At 71.9% G+C, this 16,549-nt stretch carries 17 protein-coding genes, 1 tRNA gene and 1 pseudogene; 11 read left to right on the top strand and 8 right to left on the bottom strand.

Features of this window, described 5'->3' with window-relative positions:
* From recR to ACSJJR_RS05960, 5 genes are all read left to right on the top strand, one after another.
* Entirely contained in the window at positions 1–606 is a 606-nt protein-coding gene (recR, locus tag ACSJJR_RS05940) for a recombination mediator RecR (protein WP_435942651.1), read from the top strand.
* Positions 607–819: 213 nt separating this feature from the next.
* A complete protein-coding gene (locus tag ACSJJR_RS05945) occupies positions 820–2,346 on the top strand; it encodes an aspartate kinase (protein WP_435942652.1) in 1,527 nt (508 codons plus the stop codon).
* A 44-nt stretch (positions 2,347–2,390) separates the two neighbouring features.
* On the top strand, positions 2,391–3,473 hold the full coding sequence (locus ACSJJR_RS05950; RefSeq protein ID WP_435942653.1) for an aspartate-semialdehyde dehydrogenase: 1,083 nt from the start codon (positions 2,391–2,393) through the stop codon (positions 3,471–3,473).
* 99 nt (positions 3,474–3,572) lie between these two features.
* The gene (trxA, locus tag ACSJJR_RS05955) at positions 3,573–3,956 is read left to right on the top strand and encodes a thioredoxin (RefSeq protein WP_435942654.1); all 384 of its coding nucleotides are present in this window, start codon (positions 3,573–3,575) and stop codon (positions 3,954–3,956) included.
* A gap of 64 nt (positions 3,957–4,020) precedes the next feature.
* Positions 4,021–4,503 (top strand): Dps family protein, encoded by a 483-nt coding sequence (locus tag ACSJJR_RS05960; protein WP_435942655.1) that lies wholly within the window; start codon positions 4,021–4,023, stop codon positions 4,501–4,503.
* A gap of 68 nt (positions 4,504–4,571) precedes the next feature.
* Here ACSJJR_RS05960 and ACSJJR_RS05965 read toward each other — a convergent pair whose 3' ends face one another.
* Positions 4,572–4,805 carry a PspC domain-containing protein gene (locus ACSJJR_RS05965; protein ID WP_435942656.1) on the bottom strand — a complete coding sequence of 78 codons (234 nt, stop codon included), beginning with the start codon at positions 4,803–4,805 and terminating at the stop codon, positions 4,572–4,574.
* 213 nt (positions 4,806–5,018) lie between these two features.
* On the opposite strand from ACSJJR_RS05965, the pseudogene ACSJJR_RS05970 reads away from it, so the two are divergent.
* Positions 5,019–5,558, top strand: a pseudogene (locus tag ACSJJR_RS05970) (chlorite dismutase family protein); the annotation flags it as partial.
* Between the two features lie 83 nt (positions 5,559–5,641).
* Here ACSJJR_RS05970 and ACSJJR_RS05975 read toward each other — a convergent pair.
* Genes ACSJJR_RS05975 through ACSJJR_RS05985 form a run of 3 tightly spaced genes read right to left on the bottom strand, consistent with a single transcriptional unit; the run spans position 5,642 to position 8,272 of the window.
* Positions 5,642–6,136: an NUDIX hydrolase gene (locus ACSJJR_RS05975; RefSeq protein WP_435942657.1), complete on the bottom strand. Its 495-nt coding sequence runs from the start codon at positions 6,134–6,136 to the stop codon at positions 5,642–5,644.
* Positions 6,137–6,167: 31 nt separating this feature from the next.
* Positions 6,168–6,932, bottom strand: coding sequence for a type 1 glutamine amidotransferase (locus ACSJJR_RS05980; protein ID WP_435942658.1), 765 nt, complete (start codon positions 6,930–6,932; stop codon positions 6,168–6,170).
* On the bottom strand, positions 6,929–8,272 hold the full coding sequence (locus ACSJJR_RS05985; RefSeq protein ID WP_435942674.1) for a MurT ligase domain-containing protein: 1,344 nt from the start codon (positions 8,270–8,272) through the stop codon (positions 6,929–6,931). Before ACSJJR_RS05985 ends, ACSJJR_RS05980 begins: the two co-directional genes overlap by 4 nt.
* Positions 8,273–8,544: 272 nt before the next feature.
* Between ACSJJR_RS05985 and ACSJJR_RS05990 the strand changes: the two genes are divergently transcribed.
* The 3 genes from ACSJJR_RS05990 to ACSJJR_RS06000 are packed head-to-tail and all read left to right on the top strand — an operon-like array spanning position 8,545 to position 10,522.
* Positions 8,545–8,838, top strand: a complete 294-nt coding sequence (locus ACSJJR_RS05990; RefSeq protein WP_435942659.1) for an AbrB/MazE/SpoVT family DNA-binding domain-containing protein — start codon at positions 8,545–8,547, stop codon at positions 8,836–8,838.
* Positions 8,839–8,840: 2 nt separating this feature from the next.
* Positions 8,841–9,776, top strand: coding sequence for an ATP-binding cassette domain-containing protein (locus ACSJJR_RS05995; RefSeq protein WP_435942660.1), 936 nt, complete (start codon positions 8,841–8,843; stop codon positions 9,774–9,776).
* Complete coding sequence (locus ACSJJR_RS06000) at positions 9,773–10,522, top strand: ABC transporter permease (RefSeq protein WP_435942661.1); 750 nt, start codon at positions 9,773–9,775, stop codon at positions 10,520–10,522. Before ACSJJR_RS05995 ends, ACSJJR_RS06000 begins: the two co-directional genes overlap by 4 nt.
* A gap of 21 nt (positions 10,523–10,543) precedes the next feature.
* On the opposite strand, the gene ACSJJR_RS06005 is transcribed toward ACSJJR_RS06000, so the two are convergent.
* The 4 genes from ACSJJR_RS06005 to ACSJJR_RS06020 all read right to left on the bottom strand — a co-directional run bounded on the left by ACSJJR_RS06005 (position 10,544) and on the right by ACSJJR_RS06020 (position 15,752).
* On the bottom strand, positions 10,544–12,139 hold the full coding sequence (locus ACSJJR_RS06005; protein WP_435942662.1) for a bifunctional phosphatase PAP2/diacylglycerol kinase family protein: 1,596 nt from the start codon (positions 12,137–12,139) through the stop codon (positions 10,544–10,546).
* A 153-nt stretch (positions 12,140–12,292) separates the two neighbouring features.
* Positions 12,293–12,366: transfer RNA gene (locus ACSJJR_RS06010), tRNA-Pro, on the bottom strand.
* Positions 12,367–12,497: 131 nt separating this feature from the next.
* Positions 12,498–13,370, bottom strand: coding sequence for a metallophosphoesterase (locus tag ACSJJR_RS06015; RefSeq protein WP_435942675.1), 873 nt, complete (start codon positions 13,368–13,370; stop codon positions 12,498–12,500).
* Between the two features lie 132 nt (positions 13,371–13,502).
* On the bottom strand, positions 13,503–15,752 hold the full coding sequence (locus ACSJJR_RS06020; protein WP_435942663.1) for a transglycosylase domain-containing protein: 2,250 nt from the start codon (positions 15,750–15,752) through the stop codon (positions 13,503–13,505).
* A gap of 243 nt (positions 15,753–15,995) precedes the next feature.
* Between ACSJJR_RS06020 and ACSJJR_RS06025 the strand changes: the two genes are divergently transcribed.
* Both ACSJJR_RS06025 and ACSJJR_RS06030 read left to right on the top strand, forming a co-directional pair.
* Entirely contained in the window at positions 15,996–16,319 is a 324-nt protein-coding gene (locus ACSJJR_RS06025; RefSeq protein WP_435942664.1) for a WhiB family transcriptional regulator, read from the top strand.
* A 36-nt stretch (positions 16,320–16,355) separates the two neighbouring features.
* Positions 16,356–16,517, top strand: coding sequence for a DUF4177 domain-containing protein (locus ACSJJR_RS06030; RefSeq protein ID WP_435942665.1), 162 nt, complete (start codon positions 16,356–16,358; stop codon positions 16,515–16,517).
* Positions 16,518–16,549 lie beyond the last annotated feature (32 nt).

Raw genomic sequence — 16,549 nt, forward strand, 5'->3', positions numbered from 1 at the left:
ATGCCCGCCGTCTACGAAGGCGCTGTCCAGGACCTCATCGACGAGCTCGGGGAGCTGCCCGGCATCGGCCCCAAGTCCGCCCAGCGGATGGCTTTCCACATCCTGTCCTCGGACACCGCCAGCGTCGAGCGCCTCATCGACGCCCTGCGCGCCGTCAAGGCCCGGGTGCGCTTCTGCACCACCTGCGGCAACATCGCCGAGGCCGAGCAGTGCGCCATCTGCGCCGACCCGCGCCGTGACCAGCGCGTCATCTGCGTGGTCGAGGAGCCCAAGGACGTCGTCGCCATCGAGCGCACCCGCGAGTACCGGGGTCTCTACCACGTCCTCGGTGGGGCCATCGACCCCATCAACGGCGTCGGCCCCGACGACCTGCGCGTGCGCGAGCTCTTCGCCCGGCTCGGCGGCGAGGTCGGCGAGGTCATCCTCGCCACGGACCCGGACGTCGTCGGAGAGGCGACGGCCGCCTACCTCACCCGCATGCTGCGCACCATGGACGTGCCCGTCTCCCGCCTTGCCTCCGGCCTGCCGGTGGGCAGTGACCTCGAGTACGCCGACGAGGTCACCCTCGGCCGGGCCTTCGAGGGGCGCCGCCGCGTCGACGAGTAGGCCGGGAGACGGCGGGAGCCCGCGGCCCCTGTCCCGTCGCCCTGCCCGGCCCCCGCAGCCTCACGTCTCAGGATGGGGGACCTCACGGGGCCGCCCAGCGGACGGGCCGTATGCTGGGGCCCGTAGCCACGCCGTCGTGGGCCGCCCGCCCGCGCGTTCCCGGTCCACGACGCCGGCCCCCGGGGCCGGAACCAGTGAACGGAGCACCCCCACATGGCCCTGGTCGTGCAGAAGTACGGCGGCTCGTCCGTGAGCGACGTCGAGGCGATGCGCCGCGTCGCCAAGCGCGTCGTCGCCACCCGCAACGCCGGCAACACGGTCGTCGTCGTCGTCTCCGCCATGGGTGACACCACCGACGAGCTGCTCGACATGGCCGACGCCCTGACCTCCGACGCCCCCGGGCGCGAGATGGACATCCTCCTGTCCGCCGGCGAGCGCATCTCCATGAGCCTGCTGGCCATGGCCATCAACGAGCTCGGCGTGCCCGCGCGCGCCTACACCGGAGCCCAGGCCGGTGTCCTCACCGACTCCAAGTACGGCAAGGCCTCCATCGTCGGTGTCCTGCCCGAGCGCGTCGCCCGCGCCGTCCAGGCCGGCGCCGTCGCCGTCGTCGCGGGGTTCCAGGGCATCAACGAGGTCGAGGACGTCACCACGCTCGGCCGGGGCGGCTCCGACACCACCGCCGTCGCCCTGGCCGCGGCCCTCAATGCTGACGTCTGCGAGATCTACACCGACGTCGATGGCCTGTTCTCCGCCGACCCGCGCATCGTTCCCAGCGCCCACCGCATCGAGTCCCTCACCAGTGAGGAGACCCTCGAGATGGCGGCCAACGGAGCCAAGATCCTGCACCTGCGGGCCGTGGAGTACGCCCGGCGCTTCGGTGTGCCGATCCACGTGCGCTCCTCTTTCTCGGACAAGACCGGCACCTGGATCGTCGATGGCTCCCGCGAGGACCGCCCGGCCATCCCCGCCGTCGCCGCGCACCTGGACAAGGTCCTCGACGACGACCCCGAGGACCACCCCGCCGAGCGTGGCGGCCGCAGGCCCGCGCGCAGCCTCTCCGCCCTGGGCGTGGCCACCGTCGATGCCGTCACCGGCACCGTCGTCGCCCCCGAGGGCGCTGAGCAGCCCAGCGCCACACTCGTGGACGAGGCCCACCAGACCGCCATCGCCACGCGCGCCCAGGCACGCACCCGCACCTCAGCCAAGGAGAACAACGTGGAAGCCCCTGTCATCTCCGGCATTGCCCACGACCGCAGCCAGGACAAGATCACCCTGGTCGGGGTCCCGGACGTTCCCGGCGCCGCGGCCCGCATCTTCGCCATCGTCGCGGGCACCGACACCAACATCGACATGATCGTCCAGGACGTCTCCGCCTCCGGCAGCAACCTGACGAACATCTCCTTCACCTGTCCCGACGGCGACTCCGCCGCTGCCCGCGAGGCCCTGGAGGAGGCCCAGGACGAGCTGGGCTTCGCCGCCCTGGAGTTCAACCCCAACATCGGCAAGCTCTCCCTCGTGGGTGCGGGCATGCGCTCCCACCCGGGGGTCTCCGCCCGGCTCTTCTCCGCCCTGAGCGAGGCGGGCGTCAACATCCAGATGATCTCGACCTCGGAGATCCGCATCTCCGTCGTCGTTGACGACGCCGTCCTGGACGAGGCCGTGCGCGCCGTCCACACGGCCTTCGGGTTGGACGCCTCCACCGCTGAGGCGGTCGTCTACGGCGGCACGGGCCGCTGACCCGGAGCCGCCGGCCCCCCTCACCACCACCAAGGAGCACCCACATGAGTGTCAACGAGTACGTCGGCCCCGCTGACGGCGTGAGCGTCGCCGTCGTCGGCGCGACCGGGCAGGTCGGTCGCGTCATGCGCGCCATGCTCGAGGAGCGTGGCTTCCCCGCCGCCCGTGTGCGCTTCTTGTCCTCCGCCCGCTCCGCCGGGCAGGTTGTCGAGTTCCGTGGAGCGAGGGTCGAGGTCGAGGACGTCGCCACCGCGGACCTGTCGGGCATCGACGTCGCCATCTTCTCCGCCGGCGCCTGCGCCTCCCGCGAGCACGCCCCCCGCTTCGCCGCCGCGGGTGCCGTCGTGGTGGACAACTCCTCCGCCTGGCGCAAGGACCCCGAGGTCCCCCTGGTGGTCTCCGAGGTCAACCCCGCAGCGCTCGCCCACCGCCCCAAGGGCATCATCGCCAACCCCAACTGCACGACCATGGCGATCATGCCGGCCCTCAAGGTCCTGCACGAGGAGGCGGGGCTCGTCCGCCTCGTCGCCTCGACCTACCAGGCGGTCTCCGGCTCCGGTCGTGCGGGCGTGGCCGAGCTCGCCGGCCAGGTGCGCGCCGTCGCTGACCAGGACATCGAGGCCCTGGCCCTGGACGGGCGGGCCGTGGACTTCCCCGAGCCTCGCGTGTACGTGGACACCATCGCCTTCAACGCGGTCGCGTGGGCGGGGGCGGACGCCGCAGACGGGTCCGGCGAGACGGACGAGGAGCAGAAGCTGCGCAACGAGTCCCGCAAGATCCTCGCGATCCCGGGCCTGAAGGTCTCCGGCACCTGTGTGCGCATCCCGGTCTTCTCCGGCCATGGCGTGAGTGTCTCGGCGGAGTTCGAGCGGCCGATCAGCGCCGAGCGCGCCATCGAGCTGCTGCGTGCCGCCCCCGGCGTCACCTACGACGACGTGCCCACCCCTCTCAAGGGCGCCGGCCGTGACGGCACCTTCGTCGGCCGGGTGCGTGCGGACCAGGCCTACGAGGACGGCCACGGCATCTCCTTCTTCGCCGTCGGAGACAACCTGCGCAAGGGAGCGGCGCTCAACGCGGTCGAGATCGCCGAGCTCGTGGCCGCCGAGGTGCGGGCCGCACGCGCCTGACGGACGCCGCGCCGCTGCGGGGCTTTGCTTATGGGTGGGGCGGGTTGGAATAGCCGACCCGCCCGCACCGTTGCACCTCGCGTCCTACCGACGTCTGAAATGAGGAATCCCATGGCCACCGTCAACATCACCGGCGAGCAGTTCAACGAGACCATCCGGGGCGAGGGCATCACCCTCGTGGACTTCTGGGCCTCCTGGTGCGGTCCGTGCCAGCGCTTTGCCCCGATCTTCGAGAAGGCCTCTGAGAGCAACCCTGACCTGACCTTCGCGAAGGTGGACACGCAGGCCGAGCAGGGGCTGGCCGCCGCCCTGGGCATCTCCTCGATCCCGACGCTCATGGTCTTCCGCGACAACGTGCTGGTCTACCGCGAGGCGGGCGCCCTGCCGGCGAAGGCCCTCGACGCGCTCATCGTCCAGGCGCGTGAGCTGGACATGGACGAGGTGCGTCGGCAGATCGCCGAGCAGCAGGGGGCGCAGGCCTGAGGGGCGCCACCCCGCATATGAGCACGCAATCCTAATGAGTCACCCCGTTACGATAGGAACTGTGATGAACGCCGTCTCCGCCCCCGCTGTCCTGCCCTCCTTCACCGCCACCCCCGAGCTCGCCGACGCCCTCCAGCACGCCCTCGTGGACGTCACCTCGCTGTCCCTCGTGACCAAGCAGATCCACTGGAACGTCGTCGGCCCCAACTTCCGTGACATCCACCTGGGCCTGGATGAGGTCGTCACCATCGCCCGTGACGCCTCCGACACCATCGCCGAGCGCATGCGTGCCGTCAACGCCGTCCCCGACGGCCGTCCCGAGGCCGTGGCCGGCTCCACCCTGCCGACGGCCCCCGCCGACCTCACCATCGTCGCCGAGGCCGTCACCTACGAGGTCGCCGCCATCAACGCCGTCGTCACCACCCTGCGCGACATCCACAAGGTTGTCGACGAGACCGACGCCATGTCCTCTGGCATCATCGAGGACATCACCCTCAGGCTTGAGCAGCAGGCCTGGTTCCTCTCCTCCCAGAACTACACCGCCTGAGCCCAGGCGCATGACGGCGCCCGCCGACCCCCAGGGGCCGGCGGGCGCCGTCATGCGCGGTCAGGACTTCAGTCCGCGGCGGGCATGAGGATCCAGGCGATGACGTAGGCGACCCAGATCGGGCCGGGCAGGAGCGCCGCAGCCAAGGTCGCCAGGCGAACCAGCGTCGGGGACACGCCCCAGTAGTCGGCCAGGCCACCGCACACGCCCGCGATGAGGCGCCTGCGTGAACGGCGCGGAAGCGTGGAACGGAAGGACTCGGTGCGCTCGGAGAAGGAACCGGAGGGGTACTGCTGTGTCATGGCTCTAGTGTGGTGCAGTCCCCGGGGCCCCGGTATCCGGTGAGGCCCTGACCGGCCCCGGAGCCGGCCCGGACCCGGGGCTGGCGACGGAGCCGGGCCGCTCACCTGCCCGGGCTGCCCTGCCCAGCGCCCTGGGCGATTGCAGGTACGCTCACGTCACGGCGCTTAGGCACAATCGCCGCCCGCGTCACCAACGGAGGAGACCCCATGAGCTACGCACTGCTCGCCGCCTACACGCTCACCGCACCCCTGCCCCCGCTGGAAGACACCCGACGCCGGCTCGTCGGCGAGTCACAGTACTTCGTCGACCAGTCCGAGGTCACCACGCGCGGCTGGTACGACGTCTCCGGCTTCGGTGCCGACGCCGACCTCCTCGTCTGGTGGACCGACTCCGACCCCGAGCGCCTCCAGGACGCCGCGCACCGCCTGCGCGCCTCGGCGCTCGGACGCTACCTCGCCCCTGCCTGGTCCACGATCGTGTGCGGCGACCTGCCGCAGGCCCCCGCGGGTGACTGGCTCGCCGTGCTGCCCGGCTGGCGCGCCCCCGCGGCCGGCGGGCAGGTCACGGTCACCACGCTCTCCGGCTGCGGCCTGGGTGGCCCGCAGGTCCTCACCCTCGTCGAGTCCGCAGCGCTGGACGCCGTCGTCATGGCCGCGCAGGGCGCGGGTGGGCCGGCTCAGGGCGGCGCGGGCGAGCTCACGGGTGTGCGTGTGAGCCCGGCCGAGTGGGCCGAGCGCCAGCCACGCTCCTGACGGCGCTGCCGGGCCCAGGGCCCGGAACCACGCCGTCCAGCACCCGGCCCCGGTCCACGCCGGGGCCGGCCTGTGCGTGCCCGTCAGGTGCGGAAGCGGGCCCCGCGGGCCGGCTCGGCCAGCCAGGCGGTTGCCGCCTCGATGCGCCCGCGCGACGAGGTGGCCAAGGGCGAGGGCAGGCGGTCCCGGGCGAACCAGCCCACCTCGGTGGACTCGTCGTCGGCCACCCTCGCCCGTGCGGCCTCGGTGGGGCCCACCCACCCCACGAAGGTGATGTCCATGAAGACGCAGGCGTCACCGTTGGGGAAGACCAGGGGCTCGCCCGCCCCCACATCCACGACCGCCAGGACCTCGGGACGCACTCCCGTCTCCTCCTCGCACTCGCGCACGGCGGCGGCAGCGGGCTGCTCGCCCGGCTCCGGGATGCCCGAGACGACGGCCCACCGGCCGTTGTCGCTGCGGCGCCCGAGCAGGAGCCGGCCGAGGTGGTCCACGACGACGATGCTCACCCCCGGCAGCCACAGCGGGTCGTGGCCGATCTTCTCGCGCAGGCGGAGGATGAAGTCAGGGGTGGCCATGACGCGAGGCTACGCCGGCGTCGCGCCAGGGTCAGCGCGGCCGGGACAGGGCGACCTCGCGCGCCCTGTCGGTCCAGGCCCCGAGCGGCCCCTCCACCGCAACCGGGTCCCACTGCCTCCCCGAGCGCTCGACTGCCCGGGCCAGGAGCCAGTCCGCCACCACCGGGTTCTTTGGCAGCAGGGAGCCGTGCAGGTAGGTACCGATGACGTGGTGGCAGCGCGCGCCCTCCGTGCCGTCCTCGCCGTTGTTGCCCTCGCCGGGCCTCACGCGCCCCAGCGGCCGGGCGCCTGGGCCCAGGCGGGTGAGCCCGGAGTGGTTCTCGTAACCGATGACGGTCCCGAAGCCCTCCGACTCCACGGCGATGTTGCCGATGAGCCGGAGCGGGCCGGCGACCGTGTGCGCGTCGAGCACCCCGATGCCGGGCATCTCCTGGCCGCCGGAGGTGACGAAGTGGTGCCCGAAGAGCTGGTAGAGCCCGCAGATGACGAGCATGGGCGTGCCCGCCTCGGCCATGTCCCGAAGGGCCTGGCCCCGGGCCAGCAGGTCCTCCTTGATGCGCTCCTGGCCCGAGTCCTGCCCGCCCCCTCCGACGACGAGGTGGATGTCCTCGTCCAGCTCCTGGCCGCGGTCGTAGGAGAGCATCTCGACGTCGTAGCCCTGCCACTGGGCGCGGCGGGCCAGGACCAGGGCGTTGCCCCAGTCGCCGTAGATGTTCATGTCGCCCGGGTAGAGCTGGAGCAGGCGGATGCGTCCCCGGGCGGGGCCCTCGGTGGTGTGCTCGTACAGGGTGCTCACTTCATGACCTCCTCGACCTCGGTGAGCTCGGCCAGGCGGGCGCGCAGGGCGAGCATCGCCGTGTAGCTGGTGAACACGCGCATCCGGCCCTCCTCGGTCCGGCCCGCCGCCTGGCGCAGCAGGTCGAGGGCGCGCGACAGGTCCGGCTCGACCGCGCCCACCTCGACGCCGTCGTAGCGCAGACGCAGTGCCATGTCCCAGGCGCGCACCCCCGTGACGACGGCGACCCCGCCGTGGCGCAGCGAGGAGAAGTCCACGTCCCACAGCCAGGACATGTCGCGGCCGTCCGCGTGCTCGTCGTTGATCGCCACCATGACGGTCTCGGGACCACGTGCGCGCACCGCCTGCGCGGCGGTGAGCAGGCCCATGCGGAAGCCCGCAGGGTTCTTCACGAGTGAAAGCTCGATCTGGCGCCCGTCAAGGTCAAGGACCTCCCCGCGCCCGAAGGCCGCCTCGACGCGCGAGAGCGTGCCCAGCAGGCAGGGCAGGTCCAGGCGCCGGCCCAGGACCTCGACCGCCATCGCCAGCGCCGCTACGGCGTTGAGCTGGTTGTGCACGCCCGGGATGGTGAAGGTGACCGGGTGGTCCTGCCCGTCAACACGGATGACGGCGTCCTGGCCCTCCAGGGACTCCAGGCTCACGCGCGCCGGCGGGCACAGACGCCCGGCTCCCTGCCCGGTGGTGGCCGAGCGCGCGGCCTGGCTGGCTCCGCCACGCAGCTCGTCGTCGGACAGGAAGACGTCGCGCAGGCCCTGGCCGACGCCGAAGGCGCTCACCCGTGCCTCCAGGCCCTCGAGGAAGGCGTCGGCGCCCAGGCGCGGGTCGTCCGCGTTGGTGACGACGACGCCCGTCGTCGCCTGGGCGACCTGGCGCAGCAGCGAGGCGGTGTAGTCGATCTCCCCGAAGCGGTCGAGCTGGTCGCGCATGACGTTGAGCAGCAGGGCGCCGCGCGGGCGCACCTTGTCCACGAAGCGCACCGCGTGGGCCTCGTCCAGCTCGAGGACGGCGACGTCGGCCTTAGCGCGCCCGGTCCAGGAGACCTCGGTGAGCAGGGAGGCGAGCACGCCGCGCACAAAGTTCGAGCCGGTCCGGTTCGTCAGGACCGTCAGGCCCTGCTCCTGGAGGAGCTGGACGAGCATCTTCGTCGTCGTCGTCTTGCCGTTGGTCCCGGTGACGACGACGACCCCCAGGGGCAGCTGGTCGAGGGTGCGGCGCAGGAAGCCGGGGTCGGTCCTCTCCATGACGAGCCCTGGCAGGGCCGTGCCGCCGGTGCCGCCCCCGCGCAGGCGCGCCGCGAAGCGGGCGGTGCGCCCCAGGGCCACGGTGGCCGTGGAGCGCAGGGAGCCGGTGAGGGTGGGGCGCATGGCCTGCTCCTTGGGGTCGGCGATCGTGCGGCGCAAGTCTAGATGGGTCGCACCGGGCGCCGGGGCCGGGCGCCGGGGTCGGGCGCCGGGGCCGGGCGCGAGGGCCTGCGCTTATGGCGGCTGCCATACCGGTGTACCCTTATGCCATACATGTTTTACATGTCAAAGTACTCAGCAGTGAGGAGCACGCCGTGTCACCGCGCAACCCGACATACATCGGACCTGACGGCCGGGGATTCCACGGGACCGTGACCGTCGGGAGCCGAGGACAGGTCGCCCTGCCCGCCCAGGCCCGCAGGAACGTCGGGCTGGAGCCCGGCGATCAACTCATCGTCCTGTCCGACCCCGCCGAGGGTCTTGCCCTCATCCCGCTGGCCAGGCTGCTCGAGCGCGCACCCGCCGACGATCCCCTGGCCATGCTCGTGCGCGGCGCGATCCGGCCGACCGCCCCCTCCGCAGCCTCCGGCACTGCGTCCACCGCGGCGGGAGAGACCGGCCCCGAACCCACGCCACCACCCACCCCAACGAGCGGAAAGGAATGACCATGGAGCCTGCCGTCGTCGTCAAGAACCTGACCAAGTCACACGGGACGCTCACCGCTCTTGAGGACGTCTCCTTCGAGGTCGCCCCCGGAGAGATCCTCGGCATCATCGGCCCCAACGGTGCGGGCAAGACCACGTGCCTGGAGTGCCTGGAGGGACTGCGCGAGCCCACCTCAGGGACCCTGCGCGTCCTGGGTGCCGACCCGACCCGCCCCACCCCCGCCTGGCGCGCCCGCATCGGCGTCCAGCTGCAGACCGCCGCCCTTCCGCCGCGGATCAGGGTCAGCGAGGCCCTGGAGCTCTTCGCCTCCTTCTACGACAACCCCGTTGACAGCGACACCCTGCTCACCGAGCTCGGCATCGCCGCCAAGAGCAACGACTACGTCGACAAGCTCTCCGGAGGTCAGCGCCAGCGCGTCTTCATCGCCCTGGCCCTCATCTCCCGTCCCGAGCTGGTGTTCCTCGACGAGCTCACCACCGCCCTCGACCCCCAGGCCCGCCTGGCGATGTGGGACGTCGTGCGCTCCATCCGCGACGGCGGCACCACCGTCGTGATGACCACGCACGACATGGACGAGGCCGAGGCCCTGTGCGACCGGGTCGGCATCATCGACCACGGGCGCCTCATCGCCCTCGACACGGTGCCCGCGCTCATCGCCGGACTCGGCGGCGGCGCCCAGGTCAACCTGCGCACCTCCCGCCCCATCGAGGCCCGCCTGCTCGACGGCGTCGAGGGCCTGAGCGCCACCACCGCGCCCATCGTGCGCGGCAACGAGCTGAGTGTCCACGTGCCCGACACCCGCTACCCGCAGCACATCATCGACGCCATCGAGGCCACCGGCGTCACCGTCAGCGACGTGCGTGTCTCGACGCCGTCGCTGGAGGACGTGTTCCTGTCCCTGACCGGACGCTCCATGAGAGAGGAGAAGCAGGCATGAGAGCCTTCCGTCAGCTGCTCAAGGTCGCTGTCCGACGGACCCTGCGCGAGCCCGTCTCCGTCGTCTTCACCCTGGTCTTCGCTCCCGCCTTCGTCGTCGTCATGGGTGTCATCTTCGGCAATGACCCCACACCCCAGTTCGACGGGCGGGGCTTCCTGGAGGCGAATATCGCCGCCTTCCCGGGAATCGTCATCGCCATCACCTCCGCCATCATGGTGCCGGTGGACATGGCCGGTCAGCGCAGCGCCGGGGTGCTGCGGCGCTTCCGCGCCACGCCCCTGTCACCCGCCGCCTACCTGGCGGCCGACATCGTCGTGCGCCTCGCCCTCACCTTCGTGTCGATCGCCGCCATGTACGCCGTCGTCATCCTCGCCTTCGGGGTCCGCCCCGCCTCCGTTCTCGCCCTCGTCTCCACGCTTGTGGCCACCCTGCTCGGGCTCGCGGCCTTCCTCGCCATGGGCTACCTGCTGGCGGCCCGGGTGCGGGAGGTCGGTGCCGCGCAGGGGATCGGCAACCTCCTGCTCTACCCGCTCATCTTCACCTCCGGGGCGGCCGTGCCCCTGGCGGTGCTGCCCGAGGAGGTGCGCGCAGTCGCACGCTTCTCACCGCTGACCCAGCTGACCTACCTCGGTCAGGGCCTGTGGAATGGCGAGAGCTGGGCCGCGCACTGGGGCTCGGCCGTGGTCCTGCTCGCCTTCGGGGCCGTGTGCGGCCTGCTCGCCGCCCGGCTCTTCCGCTGGGAGTGAGGCGCCGGGGCGGCGAGAGCCTCAGCGCGGCACGACGACGGTGAGCGCCCCCGGCTCCGTGACGGCCTCGACACGGCGGGCGCTGCCCACCGTGTCGCCGTCGAGCTCGAAGGGCACGGGGTCATCGGTCTCGATGAGGACCCGTGCCGCCGAGGTCGTACGGAAGCCCTCGGAGTCCCGGCCGGTGAGGATCTGCGTGCCCAGGCGGGCCCAGTCGGTGACGCGGTCGGGGGAGGCGACCATGAGGTCGAGGAGCCCGTCGTCGGGCCGTGCCTCGGGGAAGATCGTCATCCGGCCGGTGATGGTGCCGACATTGCCCATGAGGACCATGACGGCCGAGCGCGCCTCGCTGTCCCCCTCGTCGAGGGTGATGGTGACGTGGAAGGGGTCCGGCACGGCGTTCTGCACGGCGGCCACCGCGTAGGCGCCCGAGCGGATGACCTTCTTGAGCTCGTCGTTCGTGTCCTCCATGATCTGGGCGTCCAGCCCCAGGCCGGCCATGACGGCGAAGCGCTCACTGCGCGTTGCGCCCTCACCGTCGAGCCAGGTGACGGCGACGACGTCGATGGGCCGCGTGCGGCCCCGGAAGGCGAGGTCGAGCGCGGAGTCGGTGTCGAGAGGCACCCCCAGGTTGCGTGCCAGGAGGTTGCCTGTGCCCGAGGGCAGCAGCGCCATCGGCACGCCCGTGCCCGCGAGCTCGGCGCTGACGGCGCGCACGGTGCCGTCGCCCCCGGCCACGAGGACGAGGTCGGCGCCGTCGGCCAGCGCCCGGCGGGCGGCCTCGTGCCCGGGGTCCTGCGTGCTTGTCTCCAGCCAGGTCGTCGGACGCCACCCGCGTTCAAGGACCGTGGCCTCGACCCGGCGCCGCAGCAGGGACAGGTCATCGAACTTCGTGGGGTTGAGGATGACGGCGGCGTGGGCGTCAACCTGCTCGGCCGGCAGGCCCAGGCGCGCCCAGTCCACGAGGATGGGACGCACCCCTCCCGCCAGCAGGGCGAGGTTGGCCACCGCGACGCCGAGCAGGGCCCCTCCGATGACGTCCGAGCCGTGGGCCAGGCCGGTGGCCCACTGCGCCACCGCGGTGAGCAGGGCGAGGCAGCCGACGAGCAGTGACCATGCGAGCACGGAGGAGCCCGGACGGCGGTGGGCGCGCACGAGGGTGACCGTCACCCAGGCACCGATGGTCACGGCCGCGACGTGGCTGGAGGGGTAGGCGCCGCCCAGGTTGGACACGGAGTCCGCGAAGGCGGTGGACGGGCGCTCCACACCGAGCCAGGCGCTCAGCGCCACAGCGGCCGGGGCGCCGACGGCGGCCACCACGAGGGCGATGGCCAGGCGTCGCATTCGCCTGGCGTAGGAGAAGACGGCGACGGCGAGGACCGCCAGGAGCACGAGGAGCGGGTGGGTGAGCAGGGAGAAGGCCTCGGCGAGCTGGCCTCGCACCGAGCGCAGGGGCAGCCCGGGCGCGTGGAGGCGGGCGTCCAGAGCCGCGGTGTGGCCGGTGAGGACGAGCCAGGTCCAGGCGCACAGCGCCAGCAGGGACAGGGCCGCGGCACTGAGCTCGAGGGTGAGCAGGCGTGGCTGGCTCGGGGAGGAGCGGCGGGGGCTGCGGGCCATGGGCTCTCCTTGGGGCCTGGCGACCCCTTCCTCCTCGGACGTCATGCAAGCAAGCTTGCCGACGTCCTCGTCGTCGGGGTGCTAAGGCCGGGGGGCCTGGCGACCCCTTCCTCCTCGGACGTCATGCAAGCAAGCTTGCCGACGTCCTCGTCGTCGGGGTGGCGGGATTTGAACCCACGACCTCTTCGTCCCGAACGAAGCGCGCTACCAAACTGCGCCACACCCCGTGTGCAGAGGGAACTATAGCCACTCGTAGGGGACCGTGGGAAATCTACGGCCTGAGTCCTGAGTCACGTGCCCGCCGGCGCCGCGACACAGGTGGGAGGCGAGCCCCTCTGGCGGGAGAGCCAGCCAGGCCTCAGCTGGCGGGCACCAGCGTGAGCAGCGTGGCCTCCGGGCGGCAGGCCAGGCGCACCGGCGTGAAGGGGCTCGTGCCCAGTCCCGCCGACACGTGCAGGTACATGTGGTCCGCCGCCCTCGGGTCGCCGGCGCGCCCCGGGTACTGCGACAGCCTGCGGGTGACGCGCTCGCGGTCGAGGTCGCAGTTGGTCACCAGTGCCCCGTAGCCCGGCAGGCACAGCTGCCCGCCGTGGGTGTGGCCGGCGAGGGCGAGATCGACGTCGTCGGCACTCATCGCGGTCAGGACCCGCCGGTAGGGAGCGTGCACGAGCCCCAGGTGCAGCGGGCGGCCCTCGCGGCCACGCACCCAGGTGCCCTCCGAGGCCGGGGCCACGGCCTGCGGGTACACATCGCGCTCCGCGTGCGGGTCGTCCACGCCCACGAGCCGCACCCGGCGCCCGCGCACGCACAGCTCGCCGCGGGTGTTGGTCAGGTCCGCCCAACCGCCCGAGCGCTGCAGGTCGCGCACCTCACGCCAGGGCAGGGCCTCGACCTCGCGCTGCGGGTCGTCCGCGTCACGCGGGTCGCGGCGCAGGTAGCGCGTGGGCGACCTCAGGGCGGTGCTGCGGTAGTCGTGGTCCCCCATGACGAAGGCTCCTGGCAGGTGCAGGAAGGGCTCGAGCGCCCGGCTCAGCGGCTCCAGGCCGCTGGCGAAGGACAGGTTGTCGCCGGTGTTGACGACGACGTCGGGGTGCAGGTCCGCCAGGGACCGCACCCAGGCGACGCGGGCCTCGGTGCGGTCCGTGAGGTGCAGGTCCGCCAGGTGCAGCAGCGTGACGGGCTGCTCGCCCTGGGCGAGCACCGGAACCTCCAGGCGCCGCAGCACCGGCATCCGGGCCTCGAGCAGGGCGTAGCCCAGCACCCCGGCTCCGGCGGCGCCCACTGCGCCAGCGGCGAGCGCCACCGTGCGGGCGACCGCCCTCAGCCCCGTTCCTGCGCCCGAGACAGACCTGGCTGCCACGGCTCAGCCCCCGCTGACGGCGGTGGCCGGGGCGCCGCCTGGCTGCTCAGCCGGGGCCGGGATGGAGGCGTTCGCCTCCGCAGGGGCCTCCTGCTCCGCCTTGACCTCAGGGGTCGGCATGGAGGCGGGTGCCGCCGTCGGCATGGGCTGGACACCGAGGCTCACCTGGTTGAAGAACTCGTAGGGTGCGCCCGCCAGGGCGGCGTCCATGTACATCTTCCACAGGGGTGCGGGAGCGTCCGAGCCGTACATCGTCGAGTACCAGCGTCCGCCGATGACCTGGTTGTTCATCGCGGAGTAGCTCTCGGAGTGGCCGAGCCAGACGGCAGCGGACAGGCTCGGGGTGAAGCCCACGAACCAGGCGTTGTCCATCTCCTCCGTGGTGCCGGTCTTGCCGGCCGAGGGGCGGCCTCCCGCCAGGGCCGCGGTGGCCCCGGTGCCCGGCGAGCGCATGACCGAGGTGAGGGTCAGGGCCGTCTGGTCCGCGGCCTCGGCCTCCATCACCTGCGTGCACTGCGAGGAGGGCACGGCGAGCGCGTTGCCGTCGGAGTCGGTGACCGAGTCGATGGCGATGGGCTTGCAGTACACGCCGTGCGCGGCGAAGGTGGCGTAGGCGTTGGCCATCTGCAGGGGGGTCACCTCCTGAGAGCCCAGGGCGATGGAGGGCTGCGCCGCCAGGGGCTCCCCGGCGTTCGTCGTCACGCCCATCCTGGCCGCCAGGTTCGTGATGGAGCAGATGTCCATGGCTGCGGTCATGCGTGCGTAGCCGACGTTGATGGACAGCTGGGTGGAGCGGATGACGTTGTTCATGCCCCCCTCGAAAGCGTTGGCATTGTCAACGTTCCAGTCGGCGGCGTTCTCCGGGGCGCAGGAGATGTTCCACGTCGAGGCCGGGAACCTCGTGGGCGAGGTGTTGAAGCTCGTGTAGCCGGAGCGCCCCTCCTGGTACCACTGGGCCAGGACGAAGGCCTTGAAGGCAGATCCGGGCTGGAACCCGGAGGTCCCGTCGCTGTTCTCCAGGCCGCCGTGGAGGGCGTCCACCCCCAGCGAGATCTGGGTCGCGGTCGGGTCCTCCTCGGTGGCGTCGCCGTAGTTCGTGTTCTGGGAGATGGCGAGGATCCGTCCCGTGCCCGGCTCCACTGACACCAGCGCCGCCTTGACGTTGGAGGGGTCGCCGGTGGGCACGTACTCCTGCACCGCGGCGTCGGCGGCCGCCTGCTTGCCCAGGTCGAGGGTCGTCGTGATCGTCAGGCCACCGCGCAGCAGCAGCTGGCGGCGCTCAGCCTCGGTGGCGCCGAACAGCTCGGAGGTCTCGATCTCGCCGACGACGTACTCGCAGAAGTAGGCCGCAGCACCCGCGGCGCCGCAGCCGCCAACCGTGTTGGTCACGTTGAGCATGTCCTCGATCTGGGTGGCGACCGCCTCGTCGTACTGCTCCTGGGTGATGAACTCCTCCTCGAGCATCTTGAGCAGCACCCAGTCCATGCGGGACTTGGCCTGCTCCGGGAAGGCGATGGGGTCGTAGGCGCCCGGAGCGTTCGTCAGACCCGCCAGCAGCGCGGCCTCGGCCACCGTGAGATCGGCCGCGGAGTGGGAGAAGAAGTGCTGCGAGGAGGCCTCGACGCCGTAGGTCGAGGGGCCGAAGGCCGCGATGTTGAGGTAGCCCTCGAGGATCTGCAGCTTGGTGTACGTCTGCTCAACAGTGAGCGCGTACTTGATCTCCCTCAGCTTGCGCGCGGTGCTCCGCTCCGTCGCGGCGGCGACCGCTGCGGAGTCCCCCCGCTGAAGACCTGCCTCGATGAGGACGTTGCGCACGTACTGCTGGGTGAGCGTCGAGGCGCCCTGAGAGCCTCCCGAGGCGTTGGAGACGAGCGCACGCACCATGCCCGTGGGGTCGATGCCCTTGTGCTGGTAGAAGCGCTGGTCCTCCACCGCGACGATGGCGTTCTGCATGTTGACGGAGATCTGGTCCAGAGGGACCACGATGCGGTTCTCCGCGTAGAACTGGGCGATCTCCGTGCCGTCGGCGGCGCGGATGACCGAGACCTCGCTGGGCTCGAGGATGTTGAAGTCCGTGGGGAGCTCGTCGAAGAGCTGCGCCCCCGCGTGGGTCACCGCCGAGGTGGCGCCGACGAAGGGCATCGCGAAGCCCGCGGTGAGAACGCCTCCCACCCCGGAGAGCAGGAGGAAGGCGAGGAGCATCGAGACGGCCCTGGTGGGCGAGGGGGTCCGGCCGCGAGATGAGGACGACATGGTGCCCAGACTACGTGCCGCCGCCCCGGGCACGTAGTGACTGCGCCCGGCGTGCGCCCCACAGCGTCGTCGCGCACGTGGTGGCGGTGCCTGCACGGGCGGCGCACACGCCCTGGCGGCTGGATCTGCCGCGGCAGCCGTGCCAGGGGCCCAGGGATTTGGCTGAACTGCTTGCCATGCCTTACCTTCAGATGTGACGACGGCGACACAGTGGTCGCCCGTCGTGCAAACGGGGAGCGTGACATGACCACCGATCAGACCTGGGCAGTCCGGGCCTCATGCGCCAACGTGGAGCCGGACCAGCTCTTCGGAAAGGGCGCTGAGCAGCGCGACGCCCGCTCCCTGTGCTTCTCCTGCCCCGTGCGCATGGAGTGCCTGGCTGAGGCGCTCAACTCAGAGTCCTCCTTCGGCGTGTGGGGCGGCCTGACCGAGCGCGAGCGCCGCGCCCTGCTGCGCCGCTTCCCCGAGGTGGAGGACTGGGGCGCCTGGCTGCGCCGCGAGGACGACGAGCTGGTCGCCGAGATCCACGCCCACCGGGCCCCGCGCATCCTCGCCCGCGTCCGCTGAGGCCGTCGTCGGCCCGCGGGCCCGTAGACTTGGCCCATGACCACATGGGAGTACGCCACCATTCCGCTTCTCACCCACGCCACCAAGCAGATCCTCGACCAGTGGGGCGCTGACGGCTGGGAGCTTGTCCAGGTCGTGCCCGGCCCCACCGGCTCCGACACCCTCGTCGCCTACCTCAAGCGCCCCCGCCAGTCCTGAACGGTGGCTGGCGAGCAGCCTGGCACGCAGCG

It is taken from the genome of Actinomyces sp. W5033, assembly GCF_051303165.1.